The 18,456-nt window shown below is 70.7% G+C and carries 18 protein-coding genes and 2 pseudogenes; 2 read left to right on the top strand and 18 right to left on the bottom strand.

The features are described from left to right. Positions 1–16: 16 nt before the first annotated feature. On the top strand, positions 17–751 hold the full coding sequence (locus ACFY6U_RS49240; RefSeq protein ID WP_390049262.1) for an SDR family NAD(P)-dependent oxidoreductase: 735 nt from the start codon (positions 17–19) through the stop codon (positions 749–751). Here ACFY6U_RS49240 and ACFY6U_RS49235 read toward each other — a convergent pair whose 3' ends face one another. The 3 genes and pseudogenes from ACFY6U_RS49235 to ACFY6U_RS49225 all read right to left on the bottom strand — a co-directional run bounded on the left by ACFY6U_RS49235 (position 752) and on the right by ACFY6U_RS49225 (position 4,081). Beyond that, the gene (locus ACFY6U_RS49235) at positions 752–1,465 is read right to left on the bottom strand and encodes a GntR family transcriptional regulator (RefSeq protein WP_390049260.1); all 714 of its coding nucleotides are present in this window, start codon (positions 1,463–1,465) and stop codon (positions 752–754) included. Between the two features lie 437 nt (positions 1,466–1,902). Beyond that, positions 1,903–2,904, bottom strand: a complete 1,002-nt coding sequence (hpaD, locus tag ACFY6U_RS49230; protein WP_390049258.1) for a 3,4-dihydroxyphenylacetate 2,3-dioxygenase — start codon at positions 2,902–2,904, stop codon at positions 1,903–1,905. After that, a pseudogene (locus ACFY6U_RS49225) lies at positions 2,901–4,081 on the bottom strand (aldehyde dehydrogenase). The gene hpaD and the pseudogene ACFY6U_RS49225 overlap by 4 nt, the downstream one beginning before the upstream one ends. On the opposite strand from ACFY6U_RS49225, the pseudogene ACFY6U_RS49220 reads away from it, so the two are divergent. Beyond that, a pseudogene (locus ACFY6U_RS49220) lies at positions 4,080–4,790 on the top strand (acetyl-CoA C-acyltransferase); the annotation flags it as partial. The pseudogenes ACFY6U_RS49225 and ACFY6U_RS49220 overlap by 2 nt on opposite strands. Positions 4,791–4,935: 145 nt before the next feature. Here ACFY6U_RS49220 and ACFY6U_RS49215 read toward each other — a convergent pair. The 15 genes from ACFY6U_RS49215 to ACFY6U_RS49145 form a co-directional block, all read right to left on the bottom strand. Continuing rightward, positions 4,936–5,610, bottom strand: coding sequence for a formate dehydrogenase subunit gamma (locus tag ACFY6U_RS49215; RefSeq protein WP_390049256.1), 675 nt, complete (start codon positions 5,608–5,610; stop codon positions 4,936–4,938). Beyond that, positions 5,594–6,316 carry a molybdopterin-dependent oxidoreductase gene (locus ACFY6U_RS49210; RefSeq protein ID WP_390049254.1) on the bottom strand — a complete coding sequence of 241 codons (723 nt, stop codon included), beginning with the start codon at positions 6,314–6,316 and terminating at the stop codon, positions 5,594–5,596. Before ACFY6U_RS49210 ends, ACFY6U_RS49215 begins: the two co-directional genes overlap by 17 nt. Then, positions 6,313–6,516, bottom strand: coding sequence for a hypothetical protein (locus ACFY6U_RS49205; RefSeq protein ID WP_316769242.1), 204 nt, complete (start codon positions 6,514–6,516; stop codon positions 6,313–6,315). The genes ACFY6U_RS49210 and ACFY6U_RS49205 overlap by 4 nt, the downstream gene beginning before the upstream one ends. A gap of 225 nt (positions 6,517–6,741) precedes the next feature. Next, complete coding sequence (locus tag ACFY6U_RS49200) at positions 6,742–7,809, bottom strand: acetamidase/formamidase family protein (protein WP_390049252.1); 1,068 nt, start codon at positions 7,807–7,809, stop codon at positions 6,742–6,744. Then, positions 7,806–8,570 carry a cysteine hydrolase family protein gene (locus tag ACFY6U_RS49195; protein WP_390049250.1) on the bottom strand — a complete coding sequence of 255 codons (765 nt, stop codon included), beginning with the start codon at positions 8,568–8,570 and terminating at the stop codon, positions 7,806–7,808. The genes ACFY6U_RS49200 and ACFY6U_RS49195 overlap by 4 nt, the downstream gene beginning before the upstream one ends. After that, a complete protein-coding gene (locus ACFY6U_RS49190) occupies positions 8,563–10,104 on the bottom strand; it encodes an amidase (RefSeq protein WP_390049336.1) in 1,542 nt (513 codons plus the stop codon). Before ACFY6U_RS49190 ends, ACFY6U_RS49195 begins: the two co-directional genes overlap by 8 nt. Positions 10,105–10,106: 2 nt before the next feature. Then, on the bottom strand, positions 10,107–10,538 hold the full coding sequence (locus ACFY6U_RS49185; protein ID WP_390049248.1) for a cupin domain-containing protein: 432 nt from the start codon (positions 10,536–10,538) through the stop codon (positions 10,107–10,109). Between the two features lie 11 nt (positions 10,539–10,549). Then, positions 10,550–11,335, bottom strand: a complete 786-nt coding sequence (locus tag ACFY6U_RS49180) for a creatininase family protein (protein WP_390049246.1) — start codon at positions 11,333–11,335, stop codon at positions 10,550–10,552. Next, positions 11,332–12,708: an FAD-binding oxidoreductase gene (locus tag ACFY6U_RS49175; protein ID WP_390049244.1), complete on the bottom strand. Its 1,377-nt coding sequence runs from the start codon at positions 12,706–12,708 to the stop codon at positions 11,332–11,334. Before ACFY6U_RS49175 ends, ACFY6U_RS49180 begins: the two co-directional genes overlap by 4 nt. Next, positions 12,708–13,880, bottom strand: coding sequence for a hypothetical protein (locus tag ACFY6U_RS49170; protein ID WP_390049242.1), 1,173 nt, complete (start codon positions 13,878–13,880; stop codon positions 12,708–12,710). The genes ACFY6U_RS49175 and ACFY6U_RS49170 overlap by 1 nt, the downstream gene beginning before the upstream one ends. A 50-nt stretch (positions 13,881–13,930) precedes the next feature. Next, the gene (locus ACFY6U_RS49165; protein WP_390049240.1) at positions 13,931–14,800 is read right to left on the bottom strand and encodes an ABC transporter permease; all 870 of its coding nucleotides are present in this window, start codon (positions 14,798–14,800) and stop codon (positions 13,931–13,933) included. After that, on the bottom strand, positions 14,797–15,555 hold the full coding sequence (locus tag ACFY6U_RS49160; protein WP_390049238.1) for an ABC transporter ATP-binding protein: 759 nt from the start codon (positions 15,553–15,555) through the stop codon (positions 14,797–14,799). Before ACFY6U_RS49160 ends, ACFY6U_RS49165 begins: the two co-directional genes overlap by 4 nt. 109 nt (positions 15,556–15,664) lie before the next feature. After that, positions 15,665–16,885: an amidohydrolase family protein gene (locus tag ACFY6U_RS49155; RefSeq protein ID WP_390049236.1), complete on the bottom strand. Its 1,221-nt coding sequence runs from the start codon at positions 16,883–16,885 to the stop codon at positions 15,665–15,667. A 1-nt stretch (position 16,886) separates the two neighbouring features. Next, complete coding sequence (locus ACFY6U_RS49150) at positions 16,887–17,771, bottom strand: MBL fold metallo-hydrolase (RefSeq protein ID WP_390049234.1); 885 nt, start codon at positions 17,769–17,771, stop codon at positions 16,887–16,889. Continuing rightward, positions 17,768–18,289 carry a flavin reductase family protein gene (locus ACFY6U_RS49145; RefSeq protein ID WP_390049232.1) on the bottom strand — a complete coding sequence of 174 codons (522 nt, stop codon included), beginning with the start codon at positions 18,287–18,289 and terminating at the stop codon, positions 17,768–17,770. The genes ACFY6U_RS49150 and ACFY6U_RS49145 overlap by 4 nt, the downstream gene beginning before the upstream one ends. Positions 18,290–18,456: the final 167 nt, after the last annotated feature.

The following is an 18,456-nucleotide window of genomic DNA, read 5'->3' as shown; positions in this document are numbered from 1 at the left end:
CAGGAGAGAACTCGCGATGAACCTGTCCTTCGACTTCACCGGCCAGTCCGTGATCGTGACCGGCGGCGCGCGAGGTATCGGTCTCGAACTCGGCCGGTTCTTCGCGGACTCCGGTGCCGACGTCTTCCTCATCGACTACGACGGCGAGGAGGTCCGCAAGGCCGCGGCCGAGGTCGGAGCACGGGCCGTTCCCGGTGACGTCAGCAGCACCGAGGACATCGACAAGGCCGTGGAGCGGATCATCGCCGAGACCGGCCGGATCGACGTCGTCGTCAACAACGCCGGAATCCTGCGCGACAAGGTCCTGTGGAAGCTCACGGACGACGACTGGGAGAGCGTCCTGGCCATCCACGCCGGCGGCACCTTCCGGCTGACCCGCGCCTGCGTTCCGCACTTCCGAGCCCGGGGCTACGGCCGCGTCGTCAACGTCACTTCCTACACGGGCCTGCACGGCAACACCGGTCAGGCGAACTACGCCACCGCCAAGGCGGGGATCATCGGATTCACCAAGACGGCGGCCAAGGAACTGGCCCGGTTCGGGGTCACCGTCAACGCGATCTCCCCCAACGCCGAGACCCGGATGGTCGCCTCCATCCCGGAGGACAAGAAGGCCGAACTGGCGGCGGGCATCCCGCTGGGCAGGTTCGGTGACGCTTCCGAGATGTGCGCCGCCGTGGGCTTCCTCGCCTCCCGTGAAGCGGGGTACGTCACCGGCGTCGTCCTGCCCGTCGACGGCGGGATCTCGATCTGATCAGGAGGCACGTTCGATGTGCAGGGGAACCGACCGGATGGACTCCGCGCCCTGAAGAATCCGGTTGATCTCCGTCGCGCCGACGTGGATCACTTTGAGGACCGCCTCGCGTGCACGTTTCTCGTCGCGGGCCGCCATAGCGTCCAAAAGGACGTTGCGCCAGCGGACGTAAGTGGGGTCCAAAAGATTATCATCATGCAGCAGTCCGAAACTGAGAACTCGTTCCATATGCGTCGCCAAGGGCAGCACCATTTCCGTCATTACCGGATTGCCGCAAATCTGCACGAGATAACGGACCGGGGCTGCCTTCAAGTCAGGCTTGACTTCAATCGCGGGACGCCCCGGTGCCGACCTGATCACCTTTTCACCCAACGCGGCGATCTGCTCGTCAGTAGCATTGCGGATGATCAACACCACCAGCGAAGGGGCGGTCAGTTCGAAGGCTTCGACAATGTCGTGGACTCTCTGCAGCGTCATCGGCGTGACCTGCCAGCCCTTGCGCTTCACCGGACGGACGAACCCGGCCGCCTCCAGGCGCTGCAGCGCCTGCATCGTCGGCGTCCGGCCCAGGCCGAGCGACTCCGAAAGCTCGGCCGCCTTGATCCATGTCCCCGGCGCCAGCTCGCAGCTCACGATGGCCTCGCGGAGCGTCTCATAGGCCTTGTCGCTCATCGACCGTGCCTTGCTCTGCCTGCCGTCCCCCATCATCGTCATGGCTGTATTATAAACGAAGATCCGTGCATACCGGACGGCTCCGCAGCCAACTTTTCGGCACTGTAATTCGTTCGAACTATTCGGCTTTTTTCCCGCCGACCACACTGTGATCTCGCTCCGCGTTTCCATGTGGCACTACCGGTCTCTTCGGGCCCACGTGGCGACGATATGGCACGGTCGGCCGGCGGTGGCCGCATTCACCGAACTCGCCGCCGCCCACACCGCGGGCGCAGAGACGGCGACGCACCCGCCGCTTCCTCTGCCGCGTGCCCGCGTTCACCACCCGCGGCCTTGCGGCACAGGAACTTGGCCGGATCTCCGTATCGCGCACCGGGAACACCGGGCAGCCTCCGGGCGGGTCGGCGCCCCGCCATAGCGCTTCGGCACGAAGAGCTTGAACAGTCCGGCGCCCTCGATCGCCTTGATGTTCCACGCGGTCAGCCGAGTCCGTCGGCCCCCACCTGGACGGCGGACTCGTCCAGCAGGGAGCTGCTCACCGGCTGCTGCCGCCCGTCGAGGTCGAGGACCGGGGTCGCCTCCTTGAACCAGGACTCGATCACCGCGTTGCCCCAGAAGTCACGGCGGCGGTCGTCGTGGACGTTCCACCGGTACGTCTCGTGGTCCGGGTCGCCGGTGTAGTAGTCGGAGGTGTAGATCTCCACCCGGTGGCCGTCGGGATCGCGCAGGTAGACGTAGAAGGCGTTGGAGACACCGTGCAGGCCGGGCCCGCGCTCGATGTGCTTCTCCGCGTGCAGCGCGCCGAAGATGTCCGCGGTGCGCAGCACCTGGTGGGACTCGTGGGTGGCCACCCCGAGGTGGTGCAGGCGGGGGCCCGCGCCACCGGTGAAGGCCACGTCGTGGACGGTCTGCTTGCGGTACATCCAGGCGGCGTACAGCTCGTGCTCGTCACCCTCGATGGTCTCCGAGCAGCCGAAGCCGAGGGACCTGTAGTGGGCGTATGCGGCGGGGATGTCAGGGGTGCAGATGTTGAAGTGGTCGAGGCGGGCGATCTGGGCGCCGCGGTGGAGGTCGTACCGCTGGATCAGGCGCTCACCACGCTCGATCTCATGGAAGAACTCGACCGGGAAGCCGAGCGGGTCGACGACGCGTACGGCCTCCCCGACTCCGACCGTGCCCTCGCCCTTCTTCAACCGCTTGACGGGACGGCCGAGTTGGCGGAAGAACTTCTCCGCCTTGTCGACGTCCTCGGGGGTGCTGACGCGGTAGGAGATGTGGTCGAGAGCGGCGATCTCACCCTTGCGCAGCACGAGCGAGTGATGAGTGAGCTCGTCGGTCCCGCGCAGGTAGAGGGAGTCGGCATCCTCGTACTGGACGTGGAATCCGAGCATGTCCACCCAGAACCAGCGGGCCCTGGCCAGGTCGGTGACGGCCAGCTGGGCGTAGGCGGAGCGGACGACGTCGGGTGCCGGGGTGCTCATGAGGCGGCTCCGAATCGAGGGGTGTGGACGTCACCGAGCGCGACGTGGACGATCTTGGACTCGGTGTAGAAGTCGATGCTGTGGGCGCCCCCCTCGCGGCCCACACCGGAGGCCTTGACTCCCCCGAAGGGGGTGCGCAGATCGCGTACGTTGCGCGAGTTGATCCAGACCATGCCGGACTCGACGGCGTGCGCGATGCGGTGGCCGCGCTTGAGGTCCGAGGTCCAGATGTACGCGGCCAGGCCGAACTGGGTGGCATTGGCCAGCCCGATCGCCTCGGTCTCGTCGTCGAAGGGCGCGACGGCCACGACGGGGCCGAAGATCTCCTCCTGGAGGATACGGGCGTCACGGGACACGTCGGCGAACACGGTCGGCTGGAGATAGTTGCCCTCGGTGAGGTGGTCCGGGCGTACGCCGCCCGCCACCAGCCGGGCCTCCTTCCGGCCGATCTCGACGTAGTTCAGGACGCGCTCGTAGTGCTCCGTGTGGACCAGTGCCCCCACCTCGGTGGCGGGGTCGGACGGCAGGCCCACCTTGACCCGCTCGGCGCGCTCGGCGAGGCGGCGGGTGAACTCCTCGTACAGCGGGCGCTCGACGAGCACCCGGGAACCCGCCGTGCAGCGCTCGCCGTTGAGCGAGAACACGCCGAAGACCACGGAGTCCAGGGCCGCCTCGATGTCGGCGTCGGCGAAGACGACGACCGGGGACTTGCCGCCCAGCTCCATCGACGTGGTCTTCAGGTGCTCGGCCGAGGAACGGATGATGTGGCGCCCCGTGTCGGTCGAGCCCGTGAAGGAGACCAGGGGTACGTCCGGGTGGTCGACGAGGGCCTGCCCGGCCTCCTCACCGATGCCGTGGACGATGTTCACGACTCCGGCCGGCACACCCCCTCGGCGAAGATCTCCGGCCAGAGCGAAGCCGAAAGCGGCGTCCACTCGGGGGGCTTGAGGACGAGCGTGCAACCGGCGGCGAGGGCCGGCGCGAGCTTCCAGCTCTCCAGCATGAACGGGGTGTTCCACGGGGTGATCAGGCCGGCGACCCCTACCGGGGTGCGGACCACGTAGCTGAACTGCTCCTCTCCCTGCCGGAAGGCCTCCCCTCCGAGCGCGACGATGACGTCGGCGAAGTAGCGGAAGTTCTCCGCGGCGCGCCGGGCCTGGCCCTTGGCCTGGGTGATCGGCAGACCCGAGTCGTACGAGAACGTGGCGGGCCTCCGCGGAATCAGCCGTCAGGAGCAGGATCGCTACGCCCTGCGCAGCCAGCAGCCGTACGCCGAGGCCGTCGAGTCCGGGTTCCACGCCCGCGAGATCACCCCTGTCCGGCTGGCCGACGGCACGGTGATCGCGACCGACGACAGCCCGCGCCCCGGCACGACGTACGAGGCCCTCGCAGGTCTTGCGCCGGCCTTCCGGCCGGGCGGCACGGTCACCGCCGGAAACTCCTGCCCGCTGAACGACGGAGCCGCCGCCGTGGTCATCATGAGCGATGTCAGGGCGCGGGAGCTCGGCGTCACTCCCCTGGCCAGGATCGTGGCCACCGGTGTGTCCGGCCTGTCCCCCGAGATCATGGGCCTGGGGCCGGTCGAGGCCACCCGACGGGCTCTCGCGCACGCCGGCCTGTCGGTCGGGGACATCGACCTGTTCGAGATGAACGAGGCGTTCGCCGTTCAGGTCATCGCCTCTCAGCGCGAACTCCGCATACCGCTGGACAGGCTCAACGTGCACGGTGGGGCCATCGCGCTGGGACATCCGTTCGGTGCGACCGGCGCGCGCATCATGACCACCTTGATCAACGGGCTGCGGACGCGCGACGCACAGTGGGGCGTGGAGACCATGTGCGTCGGAGGCGGGCAGGGCATGGCCATGGTGCTGGAACGCCTCAGCTGAGTGGCCCGTAGCCTGCGTGGGGTCGCCTGTCGGCCCGACCGGCCTCGGACGGACGCGAGGAGGAAGTCGGTCGGGTCCTGGCCGTCGTGGCCGACGCGACCGGTCCGCCGCAGCAGGCCGGTCGCTTCGGCAACCGGGTCCCCTCTCAGTCGAGGGGCCCGTCGTCGTTCTCGGCAGCTGCGCCGACGGATTGCGCGGGCTGCTGCTCGCCGGGCTGTTCGGCTTCCCACAGAGGGTGATGGCGCCTGGCCCAGGAGCGGGACACCAGGCCGGTGCGCAGGCCGGTGCGCGCCTCGGGGTCGTTGGACGCCATCCAGATATGACCGCAGACCAGGGCACCGATGAGCAGGGCCAGCCAGTCGTGGACGAACGTCGCCCCCGTGCGCAGGAACAGCGGGGTGAGACGCGGGAACCACATGATGAGGCCGGTGCCGATCATCACCAACACGGCTCCGGAGATCACTGCCGCGTACAGCTTCTGACCCGCGTTGAACTTCCCCGACCGGTGAGGACGCCGGCGCAGCGTCGCCCGCAGCCAGCCGCGGTCGTGTGGGCCGAACCGGTTCAGGCGGACGAGGTCGGCGCGGAAGGCCCGGGAGACCAGCCCGGCCAGCAGCGGAACGGGCACGATGACGCCCGCCCACTCGTGCACGGTCACCAGCAGGCTTCGCCGGCCGATGAGCTCCGCCAGTGCGGGCAGGTAGAGGAAGGCGGCGGTGACCAGGGCGGTGCCCATCAGCGCGGCCGTGGTGCGGTGGATCCAGCGCTCCGCGGCGGTGAAGCGCCGTATCAGCTCGGACGGTTCAGCCGGTCGAGTCATCGTCGCGTCCGTTCGACCTGCCGACCCACGCGTCGATGTCGTAGCCGCGCGGCTCCCAGTAGCCGGGTATGACCCGGTCGGTGACCGTGATCCCGGCGAGCCACTTCGCCGACTTGTAGAAGTACATCGGCGCGGCATACAGCCGTACGGGACCGCCGTGCGCGGCGGTGACCGCCTTGTCCTGCATCTCGTAGGCGACGAGCATGTCGGGGCGCCGCGCCTGCTCCAGGGTGAGGCTTTCGGTGTACACGCCGTCGAAGCAGGTGAAGTGCACGGCTTTCGCCTGCGGTTTCACCCCGGCCGTCGCCAGCAGGTGGGACAGCCGCACCCCGGCGAAAGGCGTCTGCGGCACCCGCCAGCCGGTGACGCACTGGACGTCCCGGACCAGACGGGTGCGCGGCATGGCTTTCAGCTGCTCCAGTGTGTAGGTCGCCGGGCGGTCGACGAGGCCGTTCACCGTGAGCCGGTAGTCGGCGGAAGAGCGATGCGGGATGCTGTCGGCCACGGAGTAGAAGCGGAAACCCCCGCCGCCCGGCAGCAGCCCGGTCAGGCCGGTGGGGTCCTTGCTGCTCACCGTGGCGAGCAGGCCGTCCGTCACATCCTGCAGGCGCCCGCCGACGGGCACCGCGACGGCGCCGAGTCCGAGGATGCCGAGGATGACCCGTCGCCCGACCGGCCTGCCCTCGCGGTCCGCGTTCTCGGTCAAGCCCTCTCTCCCGCCCGCAGCTTCCTGACTCCGCCGACGAGGAGGATCGCGCCGACGACGGCCACGAACACCCCGATCACCAGCCACTGGGCCTGCCCGGACATGCCGCTGCCGCCGACCGCCCCGGATCCCTGCAGGCTCCACACCACACCGAAGAAGAGCAGCAGAACCCCGACGACCAACCGTATCCAGATCTTCATACCGTGTGCTCCCAGGAAGCTGTCGAAGACTCACGCGGGTCAGTACGCCGGACCCGACCCCGCCGGCACCGGGCCGGTGTGTCTGGAGCGTGGGCCATGAGGATGTTGATCATCCGCTCACAGTCACGCTATACCGGAAGACGGAGCTCAATAAGTACAACGCTCAACTTCATACGCCAAACTCACCGGTAGCACTGGTCGGCCCACCCCGGGGACGACAACGGCTCAGCACATCAGGTCCGCCTTGGAGATGCGGCCGTGGACGCCCTTGACGATGTCGACCACCTGGGAGACGTGGAAGTCGGCGGCCGCGCTGAGGTACGCGAGGCCGACGGGGCCGGGGATGCCGAACCGGTCGGTGAGGAGGGTGAGTGCGTCGCGTACGGCGTTGCGCAGGGCCTCGTCGAGGTCGCGGTCGAGGCCCAGCACGATGTGCTCGGACGGCGTTTCCGCGAAGGGTGCGCGCAGCCGGGCGGCCAGGGAGCGGGTCGCCGGGTCCGTGTGGACGGTGAGGCGGAGGGTGGCGCGCAGGGGGGCCTCGAAGGCGGTGAGGGCGACTTCGCCATCGCCCTGGGAGAAGTGCGGGTCGCCGACGTAGAAGAGGGCCTCGGGGACCTGGACGGGGAGGAAGAGCCGGGCGCCGGTGCCGAGGTGGCGGACGTCGATGTTGCCGCCGTGCGGGCCCGGCGGGACGGAGTGGACGGGGGATTCGGTGGCCGGGGCGACGCCCATGATGCCCAGGAACGGGCGTAGCGGGAAGGCGAGTTGGCGGCCGTCGCCCACCGGGAGCCGCCCCCGGCCGTCCTCGCCCACGGTGGCGACCAGGCTGACCGGCTCGCCCAGAGGTGTCTGCGGGTATTCGCCGGGTAGGGCGCCCTTGCCGTGCCGGTTGCTGATCACTCCGTAGGGAGCGCGGCGGAGCAGGGTCAGGACCTCGACCTCCAGTACGTCGCCGGGCCGGGCGCCGATCAGTGCCACGGGCCCGGTGACGACGTGCGGGCCGTGCATGAGCGGCAGGTGTTCGCGTGCGGAGGCGGCCAGTTCGACGGCGTCGTGCAGCAGGCCGTTCGCGGCGATGCCGGACGACCCGAAGAAGGCGGCCGGATCGCGGCCCTGGTCCTCGAGGATGCCCTCGTGGCTGATGGTGTCGAAGGTGACGGTCTCGCCCGAGCGGACGGTCAGCGCCGGTTTCGCGGTGGCGTTGGGCAGCAGGCCCCAGTGCACGCGGGTCGGGTCGGCGGCGAGGTAGTGGTCACCGTCCAGGAGGCCGAGTCCGGGTTGGAGGAGGTTCACTTCAGGGCCTCCCGCAGGGCTCCGGCGGTGAGGGTGAACCCGAAGCACTGGCGGACGTTGTAGAGGGTGGCGTCCATGCAGTACGCGGGCGAGGTGGTGGCCACCGCGTCCTCCACCATGACGACGTCGTAGCCGAGGTTCGCGGCGTCCATGAGGGTGGCCAGGACGCACTGGTCGGCGTTGACGCCGGCGAACAGCAGCGTGTCGACCCGCAGGTTGCGCAGCACGCTGTCCAGCTCGGTGTCCTGGAAGCCGCTCATCCGGTACTTGGCGACGTGGAGGTCGCCGTCCGCGGTCTCCAGCCCGGCGACGATCGCGGCCGAGGGGCTGCCCCGCTCCAGTACCCGGCCGCCCGGGAGCGGGGCGCCGATGCCGCCGCCGATGCCGTCCGGGTCGTAGACGTGCAGTACGCCGGGCGGGAGGTTGGCCCGGTCGGGGCGGTTGCCCCAGTTGAGCCAGATGACGGGGACGCCGGCGCCGCGCAGCGGGGGCAGCAGGCCCGCGATGACGGGGATGGGGGCACGCGCGGCGGTCACGTCCACGCCGATGGAGGCGAGCCAGCCGTCGGGCGAGCAGAAGTCGTTCTGCATGTCGACGACGATCAGCGCGGTCGCGGCGAGGTCGGCGGTCACCGTCTGTGGCAGGGCCTCGACGGTGACCGGGTGCGGGTCACGGTGAGGGCGGGCCAGTACGACGGTCTTGCCGTCCGACCGCCAGACGTTGCGGGAGTTGGGCCCGATCAGGCCGTGGGCCTCAGGCATGCGCGGGGTTCCTCGAATCGGTGATGAAGTCCAGCAGGGCTCGGTCGGTGCCCCGGGCGCCCAGCGCGCACAGCCCCACGGGCAACGAGCGCACCCGCAGCAGCGGGGCGACGACCGCCGGGAGTCCGGCCAGGGAGGCGAGGCAGGTCAGCCGGAGGGTGGCGGCACGGACGGCCTCCACCTCCTCGGGCGGCGCGTCGGCGAGCGGGGCGGGGCCACTCGTGGCGGGCAGCAGCAGGACGGTCCCGGGCGGAAGTACGGCGTCCAGCGCCTTCCGCGCGTCGGACAGGACCTGTTCCGCCTGCGCCCGCTCGGCCGCGCTCACCCGGCGTCCGTTCTCGAAGCGCGCCGCGACGTCCGGGGCGAGCGCGCCCGGGTGACGGGTGATCCACGCGCCGTGCTGCTCCCAGGCCTCAGCGGCCTGGACGGTGCGGAAGGCGGCGAACCACTCCTGCAGGTGCTCGGCGGCTCCGGTGCGGGCATGCGCCAGGGGCAGCGCCGTACGCAGGGTCAGTGCCCGGCAGGCGGCCTCGAAGGAGGCGCGGACCTCGGGTTCCGCGAGCGAGACCAGTTCCTCGTCCACCCTGCACTGGGTGATCGGCGCGGTGGTGTCACCCGGTGTCAGCAGCGCCTCCGCCGCCGTCCGCAGCAGGACGGGGTCGCGGGCCAGGAGTCCGGCGGTGTCGAACGAGGGGGCCAGCGCCAGCAGGCCCCCGTCGGGGGTGGCGCCGTGGGTGGGCCGCCAGCCGTACAGGCCGCAGTAGGAGGCGGGAACGCGGATCGATCCGGCGGTGTCGGTGGCCAGCCCCAGGTCCGCCCAGCCGCGGGCCACGGCGGCGGCCGGGCCGCTGCTGGAGCCGCCGGTGATCCGGCCGGGTGCGGCGGGGTTGGCGGGGGTGCCGTAGTGCGGATTGGTGCCGGCGAGGCTGAAGGCGAGTTCGTCGGTCTGGGCGATGCCGGTGAGTTCGGCACCCGCGTCGAGCAACTGCCGCACGGCATCTGCGTTTTCGGGCTCTGTGCGGGCCTCGGCCAGCCAGGCGGGGTTGCCCGCGCCGACGCGCTGTCCCGCCACCGCGAACAGGTCCTTCACCGCGAGGCGGACATGGGCGACCGGGCCCTGTCCGGTGGACGCCACGAGCGGCCCGTCGGCGACCCGCCACACCGCCGGGTCCGGGCGGTCGTCCGGCGTCGGCGCGGATACGGCGCTCACGTGCGCGGCGGCGATCCGCCACCCGGCGCCGGTGTGCTGCCACACCTGCGTCTGGAGCCCGCGTGTACCGTCCTGCCGCCGTGTCTCGGCGGTCACGACCGCGACCTCGGCCGCCGGACGGACCACGTGCACCCGCTCGACCACCCGGGCGGGAGCCCCTCCCCTCCCCCGCCGGAAGTCGGCGATGGCGGTGTGGCCCACCAGGACGTTGTCGCCCTCGGCGCGCAGGGTGTCGGGCGCGTCGAGGAACCAGTGGTCCAGCCCGGTCAGGTCGTTGGCGGCGAGCGCCTGTTCGTAGGCCCAGAAGGCGGCGAGGAGATCCATGCTCACGGCGTTCCCGCTCGCAGGACGGCCAGATCCTGCTCGTCCAGGGCGGCGACCGGTCCACGCTCGATGAGATCCGCGAAGCCCTCGTCGGGGGCCATCACAGTAAGGGTGTAGAGGCGTTCGGTGGCGGACGTGTTCACGATGCGGTGCTTGGAGCCGACGGGCAGGACCAGGACGTCACCGGGGGCGAGGTCGCGTTCGTGCTCGTCGCTGGCGGCGCGGCCCTGGCCGGCGAGCACGACGAACGTCTCGACGGACTCGGGGTGCCAGTTGAGGGGCTGGGCGCCGCCCGGTTCCCAGACCTCGAAGACGACCGTCGTGGGCGAGCCGTCCCGGGGGCCGGTGAGCACGGCGAGCTTGACGGTGTCGCCGGCGGTGATGTGGTGGGCGGTGACGTTGCGCAGGGGAGTGTGGAGCGGGGGGGTGGCCATGGAGGGCTCCCTCAGGAGGTCAAGGGGCGGTCGGGCAGGAAGCGCGCGCATTCCCGCAACGCGGCGGCGGCCGCGGAGACGGACGCGTCGAGGAGCTTGCGGCCCAGTTCGGGCGTGGCTCCCGTGGGATCGCCGATGAGGCCGTTGCCGGTGGCGAAGTCGTCGCTCGTCCAACCGAAGGACACCGGCTTGCCGAAGCCGATGTGCTCGTACGCGGTGAGGTGTTCGGGGACGCTGCGGCGCGCCTGTGTCATGTCCACCAGGTCCGGGTGGAGGTGGAGCATGGCGGCGGTTTCCTTGTGTCCGCCGTGCACGCCCATGCCGAACTCCGCGGCCGGGGACGTGCCGCCCTGGTCGGCGGGGAGGGAGGCGTGCAGCAGGAAGGTGCGCAGGCCGTGGCGGGTGCGCAGTTCGCGCAGGGCGACACCGAGCAGGGCGCTGTTGCCGCCGTGCGCGTTGAGGAAGGCGAGTCTGCGTACGGGGCCTGCGGCCAGGGAGCGGCCGAGGTCGTCGAGGACGGACAGCAGGGTGCGGGCACTGAGCCACAGCGTGCCCGGGGACCAGGCGTGCTCGTCGGACTTGGTGTAGGCGAGGCCCGGCAGCAGCGTGATGTCGCAGCTCTCCCCCGCGAGCCGGGCGGCGCCCTCGGCGACGGCTTCGGCCATGTAGTAGTCGGTGGCGACAGGCAGATGGGGCCCGTGCTGCTCGATCGCGCCGACCGGCAGCACGGCGACGGTCTCCTCGCCGAACCGCTCGATCTCCGGGCCGCTGAGGTCGATGAAACGGGTGAAGGTCACGGCGTCTCCTGCGAAGTGGCGGGAATCTTGCCGGGGTTGAGCAGGCCCAGCGGGTCGGTGGTAAGAGCCGTCTCCCGGACCATGTCCAGACGGCGGTCGACGTACCAGTTGTGCGGGCTGTGCACCCGGACGCCCAGGGCTTCCAGGGCGGCTGTGCCGTCGTAGACGGTCTGTTCGTCCTGGTAGCGGGCCATGAGCATGCCGACCGTGCCGGAGCGCATGCCCTCCAGGTGGAGCAGGGTGTCCGGGAAGACTTTCCGGATCTCGGTGGTGTCACCGAGGAGGACGTCACCGCCGATCTCCAGATGGAACCAGCCGTCCTCGGCCGTCATGAGGTGGTACGTGGGGTGGTTGAAGGACATCGAGCTGATCAGCGCCGGGCCGTCCGGTGCGGGCCGGATGTCGAGGACGCTGCCGCCGTGCGACCGGACGATCGCCCGTGCCTGGTCTACGGCCTCCTCCTCGATGATCGCGCGCACACTCAGGGCCGTGGGGTCCAGCGCCGGGTCGGGCCGGTAGACCCCCACGAGGCCGGCCTCGTCCAGCGAGGCCAGGCGCGGTGCCGGTTCGAGGCGTACGAGTGCCGACAGCGCGGCGGTGGCGGACGCCCAGTCGGCGAAGGCCGCGAACAGGCCCGTCCAGGTGCGGGCGCGCTGGAGCCGTACGGTCGCGGTGGCGATGATCCCGGTGGTGCCGTAGGCGTGGATGTACGGCAGTGCCTCCGCGTCCCGGACGGTGCAGGGCTCGGCGTTCGCCGTGCAGGGCACGACCGTCAGCTCCTGCACGAAACCATCGCTGTTGGTCTTGTGCACGAGGGACCCGGTGCCGCCGCTTCCGCCGGAGAGGAAGCCGCCGACCGTGGTGCCGAAGGTGGACGGGAACATCCACAGCTCCTGGCCCAGGGTGCGGGCGTGGCCTTCGAGGTCTGACATCCTCGCCCCGGCCTCGGCGCGGATCCAGCCGTCGCCGGCGTCGAGGATCCGGCCGCAGCCGGTGAGGTCGAGGACTGCGCCGTCGTACAGGGGGATCGCCTGGCCGTAGTTGCCGGTGCCCTTGCCGCGCGGGGTGAGGGGGATGCGGTGGCGGTGGGCCAGGGCCAGGATGCCCGGGATCTGCTCGTGCGCGGTGGGGCGCAGGACGGCCTCGGCGTGTCCGGCGGGAAGTCGCGCGGACAGGATGGGCGACATGTGCGCCCAGTCGCAGGAGGCCTTCTCCCGTGCCGCCGGGTCGCGGATCACCCCGGCGGTGCCGAGGAGTTCGGTGGCCTCGGCGCAGAACTCCTCGATCCCCGGCGTGGGCCGGCGTTCCGTCATGCCCGGAGCCGGTACGTCGTGGGCGGGTTCGGTGAGTGCGGACAGGTTCGCGGTCGTCATCACTTCAGTCCGATCGAGTGGTCGATGAACTCGTCGGTCGCCAGGTCCTGCGCGGTCAGTCCCGCCTTGACCTTGGCGCCGCTCTGCTCGACGAGGGGGGTGAAGGTCTTCAGGGCGGAGGCGACGCGCTTCGTGTCGAAGCTCCCGACGCTTCCGTCGGCCTCGTTTCCGAGGATGCCGAGCTTGACCATCTGCTTCGCGGCGAAGGTGCCGGTGCCCTCGGAGTAGACCCAGCCGGTGTTGTACTGCTGGACCAGGTCGGCGATGAGCTTGACGGTCGCCGACGGCTTGGCCGCGAAGTCGGCGGCCGACTGCTGCAGGACGGGAACGAGCTTCTTCAGGCAGGGGCTGAGCGACTTCAGCTCGCCGCTGCGCACCGAGAGGGCTTCCGGGTAGACGTTGTAGCCGACGTCCGCGAGCAGCTGGTACCTGATCGGCTTCTTCCAGGCCGACACCTCGTGCTGGTAGATGTACGGCTCGGCGGTGGCGAAGCCCTGCTGGGCAATGCTCGGGTTGGACACGAAGCGGGCGGGCGCACCGTCGTAACTCCCGTCCAGCTGACTCTTCTTGATCAGGCCTTTGGAGACCAGCAGCGAGGCGTAGGTACTGCCGTCCACGTAGACGACCTTCGCGTTCGACTTTCCGATGTCGGCGATCGTCTTCCAGTCGGGGTGGGTGGCGGGGTCCCACATCAGGACCTGCGGGCTCTTCTTCATCAGTGCGGCGACGGCCGTGACCGGCTGCTTGGCGGACGCCGTGATCGCCACGTCGGTGGTGACCGTGCCGAGGGTGATGCTCTTGTCGACGTACATCTGCGAGGGGACGGTCTGGTAGCCGATGGCGGAGCCGCCGGCCCGGATCTGGATGTCGACGCCGGTGTCCTTGCCGCCGATGACCAGGGGTCCGGTGATCCGCTTCTTGGCGGTGTCGACGGTGTACCCGGGGCCGACGAGGTTGTAGAGGGGGCCGTGTTCGGCCTCGGGCTCCCAGTCGACCTGGACGACGACCGTCTTGGGGCAGACGCCGGCCAGGTTCTGCGCGGCGGGAGCCGCCTGGAGCTTGTCGGCGGAGCCGGTGGAGGCCGTGGAGCCACCGCCGCAGGCGGTGACCGATACCAGGGCGATCACGGAGGAAGCGGATACGACGGCGACGCGTCTGGCGGAAGAGGGCATGACTGAACTCCCTGAGGGACGGGCGAGGAGGAGGGAGAGGCGGGAGCGGGCTACGGCCGGTCGGCTGAGGCGTGCCAGGAGCCCACGGCGAGCCGGGCCACGAGGGTGAAGACGGCGAAGACCGCGACGCCGAAGAGCGAGGCGAGGATGATCGCGGCGAACAGGTCCTCGGACTGCAACCGGGAGCGGTAGACGTCGAGCAGGGTCCCGATGCCGGGTTCACCCTGCTTGAAGAACATGTCACCGACGATCGCGCCGATCACGGACAGGCCGGAGGAGGTGCGCAGACCGGTGAAGACCGAGGGGAGGGCGGCGGGCAGTTCGAGCTTGCGCAGCCGGGCCCAGCGGCTCGCCCGCTGGAGGGTGAACAGGTCGTGGTGGGCACGGTCGACCGACTGGATGCCGAACAAGGTGTTGGCGATCATCGGGAAGAGGGCGATCAGAACACAGACGACCACCCGGCTGGTGAAGCCGAAGCCGAACCAGAGGCCGATCAGCGGCACGATCGCGAGGATCGGCACGGTCTGCAGAATGACCGCGTAGGGGTACAGGGAGCGCTCCAGCCAGCGGGCCCTGCTCATCAGCACCGCCGCCGTCACCCCCAGCAGGGAGGCGATGAGCAGCCCGACGAGCGCGACCTGCGCCGTGAGCCACAGAGCCTGGAGCATCGGCTGCAGATGGGTCCAGTCGAGGAAGGACACGGTCAGGACCTGCTGCGGGGGCGGGACGAGGAAGCGACGGTCGGGGCTGAGCAGCAGGTAGCTCGCGGCGTACCAGACGCCGATGGCCGCGCCGAGCGAGCCGAGCGGGGTGAGCACGGTGGCGGGCCGGATCCGGCGCCGACGGGCCTGCCGCGCGGTCTTCGTCAACTCCGGTGCCATTACGGCCACTTCGGCCGGGGCGGTGACGTCGGCGCTCACTGGAACCCTCCACGCAGTGCGACGGAGACCTCGCCGGCGATACGGCCGAACTCGGGGTCGTAGCGCAGCCCGGCCGGGCGGGGATGAGAGAAGGGGACGTCGAAGGAGGCGGTGATCCGCCCGGGGCGTGCCGACATCACCACGACCCGGCCGGCCAGGAAGACGGCCTCGGTCACCGAGTGGGTGATGAACAGGGCGGCGAAGCCGGTCTCGGCGTAGATGCGCTGGAGTTCCTCCTGCATACGCAGGCGGGTCATCTCGTCGAGGGCGCCGAACGGTTCGTCGAGGAGGAACAGCGAGGGCCGCGCCATGAGGGCGCGGGCCAGGGACACACGCATCCGCATGCCTCCGGACAACTGCCCCGGCAACTGCTTCTCGAAGCCCTCCAGACCCACCAGCCGAAGGGCGTCCAGCGCCCGCTCGCGCCGTTCGGACTTGGGGGTCCCGGTGAGTTCGGCGGGGAGTTCGACGTTGGCGAGGACGGTGCGCCAGGGCAGCAGGGTCGGGTCCTGGAACACGTAGCCGACCGAGTCGGTGGGGGCGTGGACCGTGCCGCCGGAAGCGGTGTCCAGGCCGGAGGCGAGGCGGAGCAGGGTGGACTTGCCGCAGCCCGAGGGGCCGACGACGGCGACGAACTCACCTGGGGCGATGGAGAGTTCGAGGCCGGTCAGGGCGGTGGTCCCGTTGGCGAAGTGTTTGTCGACGCTCTCGAATCGCAGCGTCGCGTCGAGCGTCTCTTCAGCGATGGTCGGCACATCAGCTCCCTTCAGTGCCACAGTGCGGAATGTTGATAGCATGAACATTGATTGTTTCCGGCCAGTGTCACGGCCGTATCCATTCGTCAGGACCCGGCGTTGGCCGGCCTCAGTAGAGTTCGCGGACCACCGACGTACGGCTGACCAGCCGCCCGCCGGCGAAGACGAGCCGCTCGGGACAGGACGCGCCGAGAGCCTCCGACACGGTCTGCGCACGCACCGCCAGAAGATCGGCGACAGCACCCTCGTGCGGTCCCGCCGCAGGCAGGCCGAGGACGGTGCGGGCGCCCGCGGTGACCGCGTACAGCGCTTCGTCCGGGGCGAGATGACCGGCCGTGACCAGCAGGGACGCCGTCTCCAGAGGATCCGCCCGGCCCACGGGGTTGAACGGGTCCCTTATGTTGTCACCACCGGCCGCGACCCTCACGCCCGCGTCCAGCAGCGCGCGTACGGCGGTGAGCCCGCGCGGGGTGGACGACGGGCGGCCGCGGCCCTGGAGGTAGAGGTTCGTCAGCGGGAGGGCGACCACGCCGATCCCGGCAGCCGCGACCTCCTTGGCCGTACGGGCCGCCTCGTCCGGCTCCACCACGCCCAGGCTGACGCAGTGACTCGCGGTGACGCCCGGGACGAAGCCACGCTCCCGCACGGCACGGGCGAGCAAGCGCAGGTCCCCCGCGCCCGGGTCGAGGGTCTCGTCCGCGTGCAGGTCGACCCCGACATGGTGCTCGGCGGCGATGCGCAGGGTGCGTTCCACGGACGCGGTCGGGTCGGCGGACAGGTGGGGGCAGCCGCCCAGCAGGTCCGCGCCGAGGTCGAGCGCCTGGTGCAGCAACTCGTCGGGGGCGTCGATGTGCAGGACGGCGATCTGGAGCCGTACCCGCCCCCGGAGCTGTCGGCGCAGCCGAAGCAGGGCGCGCAGTCCGCGAAGCGGATCACCGGTGGTGTGGCCGCCGTCGTTCGTCAGGAGATCCACGTGGGTCCTGACGGCCGTCACGCCGTTCGCACACAGCTCGTCGACGGCCCGCCCGGCGCGCTGGAACACGTCCTCCTCGGTGACCCGCTCGGCGTACGCGCGCCAGGCGGTGACGGCCGAGGGCAGGTCTCCGGGCAGGGCACCCGCCAGGTCCCAGGTCAGGGCCTTGTCCAGGTGGGCATGCGGTTCCGCGGGGGCGGGCAGGAGCAGATACCCGGTCAGATCGAGTTCCTGGGGGCCGGGGGGAAGCAGGCCGGGTGGGGCGACCCGGGCGACGAGACCGCTGTCCGGGTCGAGCAGGAGGTCACGGACGTCTCCGTCGGGCAGCCGCGCGCCGCGCAGCAGCAGAGGCGGCATGTCAGCGGTCCGTTCCGTGCGGCGCGGTGAGCACCGCGAAACCGTCGAAGTCATGACGGCGTACAGGGACGCCGAACATGTCGGTGGAGGCGTACGGGCGGGTCCGGCCGTCCCGTACGGCCGCGAACGCCTCGGCGACCCGGCCCACGAAGTCCGCCGACTCCCGGTGCCGCAGGTTGTGGCCGAGCAGCGCGGTGGTGACCGGCAACTCCGCGAGGCGGCGCGTCGAGTCGGCGAAGGCGGCCACGTCGGCGCCCGGCACATGGGCGAAGAAGGTACCGCTGATCAGCGTGTCCCCGGCCAGCAGCAGCCCGGTCTCCGGCTCCCAGAGGCAGATGCCGTCCGGGGAGTGCCCGGGGGTGTGGAGGACCTGTAGGCGCCGACCGCCCAGGTCGAGGACGTCTCCTTCGCGCAGCAGGCGGGTCGGGCGTACGGCCTCGATGCGCCAGTCGGCCAGGTCGGGGACCGGCCGTACCTCGACGCGGGAGTCCGTCAGGAAGAAACCGCCGGTGTCCAGGGCGTGGAACTCCGCGTACCGCTTGCGCAGGTCGTGCGCGAGGTGCGCGTACGCCTCCAGCCACTCGTACGGAGCCGGAGCCGTGTGCAGGGCGGCTCCGTCGGCGTGCACGGCGATGTCCTCGGCGTACGCGGCCAGGGAGGCGTTGCCGCCGCGGTGGTCGAAGTGATGGTGCGAGTTGACGACCAGCATCGGCAGCCCGGTCAGCCGCCGCACCTGCTCGCCGATGTCGGCGATGCCCATGCCCGTGTCGTAGAGCAGGGCCGTCTCGTCGCCGAGCAGAAGGTAGCTGTTGACGTGGCCGGGCTCGCCGATCACGAAGGCGCCCGGGCCGGTCTCGGCGACCCGGAACCACTCGGGGCCGCTCACGCGGCACCGAGCGCGTGGTAGCGGCGGTCGTGGTGCACGAGTGCGGTCGGTCCGCCGGTTCCGGTCACCACGTCCTCGACGGCCGCGACGATCAGGTGGTGGTCCCCGGCCGGGAGGTCGCGTACGACGCGGCACAGCACCGCGTACGAGCTGTGCGCGAGCAGCAGCGGCAGCCCGCCGCGCGCCTCGGCCGACCACTCCAGGTCCGCGAACCGGTCGGCGGTGCGGTCGGCGAAGCGCCGGGAGACATGCTCGCCGCCGGAGTGCAGGATGTTCAGCGCGAACCGGCCGCCGGCGAGCAGCGTGGGCAGCGAACGGCCGCCGCGGCCCACCCCGATGGCCAGCAGTTGCGGTTCGCGGCTCAGACTCATCACCGCGGTGCTGGTGAAGCCGACCGGGCGCCCCTCGGAGGTCAGGGCGGTGACGACACAGACGCCCCCGGCCAGGGCGGACATGGCGTCGAGGAAGGCGGAGTCCGGCGGGCAGGCGACGGAACGGTCGGAGGTGGCCGCGGCCATGGAGGGCTCCCTAGGGACTGGGCGGGACGAGGAGGCACGTACGACCCGTGCGACTCGATGGACTCGACGACATCTAGAATGTTCGTGTCATCAACATTGAGCGTAGAGCCCCGGTGTTTCACCGGCGTAAAACCTCTCCCTGGCCGCTTCCGGGACCTCAACGGCCC

The organism is Streptomyces sp. NPDC013157, assembly GCF_042899865.1.
In the GTDB taxonomy this organism is placed as follows: domain Bacteria; phylum Actinomycetota; class Actinomycetes; order Streptomycetales; family Streptomycetaceae; genus Streptomyces.
Note: the sequence above shows the minus strand (reverse complement) of the source record. Positions and strands in the feature narration are given on the sequence as shown.

Bases quoted from the DNA above. Each gene is read 5' to 3' on its own strand.
- ACFY6U_RS49145 (WP_390049232.1), bottom strand. From the start codon at position 18,289: ATGGCCGCGGCCACCTCCGACCGTTCCGTCGCCTGCCCGCCGGACTCC.
- ACFY6U_RS49155 (WP_390049236.1), bottom strand. From the start codon at position 16,885: ATGCCGCCTCTGCTGCTGCGCGGCGCGCGGCTGCCCGACGGAGACGTC.
- ACFY6U_RS49195 (WP_390049250.1), bottom strand. From the start codon at position 8,570: ATGCCTGAGGCCCACGGCCTGATCGGGCCCAACTCCCGCAACGTCTGG.
- ACFY6U_RS49240 (WP_390049262.1), top strand. From the start codon at position 17: ATGAACCTGTCCTTCGACTTCACCGGCCAGTCCGTGATCGTGACCGGC.
- hpaD (WP_390049258.1), bottom strand. From the start codon at position 2,904: ATGAGCACCCCGGCACCCGACGTCGTCCGCTCCGCCTACGCCCAGCTG.
- ACFY6U_RS49185 (WP_390049248.1), bottom strand. From the start codon at position 10,538: ATGGCCACCCCCCCGCTCCACACTCCCCTGCGCAACGTCACCGCCCAC.
- ACFY6U_RS49170 (WP_390049242.1), bottom strand. From the start codon at position 13,880: ATGCCCTCTTCCGCCAGACGCGTCGCCGTCGTATCCGCTTCCTCCGTG.
- ACFY6U_RS49235 (WP_390049260.1), bottom strand. From the start codon at position 1,465: ATGACGATGATGGGGGACGGCAGGCAGAGCAAGGCACGGTCGATGAGC.
- ACFY6U_RS49205 (WP_316769242.1), bottom strand. From the start codon at position 6,516: ATGAAGATCTGGATACGGTTGGTCGTCGGGGTTCTGCTGCTCTTCTTC.
- ACFY6U_RS49175 (WP_390049244.1), bottom strand. From the start codon at position 12,708: ATGACGACCGCGAACCTGTCCGCACTCACCGAACCCGCCCACGACGTA.
- ACFY6U_RS49190 (WP_390049336.1), bottom strand. From the start codon at position 10,104: ATGGATCTCCTCGCCGCCTTCTGGGCCTACGAACAGGCGCTCGCCGCC.
- ACFY6U_RS49215 (WP_390049256.1), bottom strand. From the start codon at position 5,610: ATGACTCGACCGGCTGAACCGTCCGAGCTGATACGGCGCTTCACCGCC.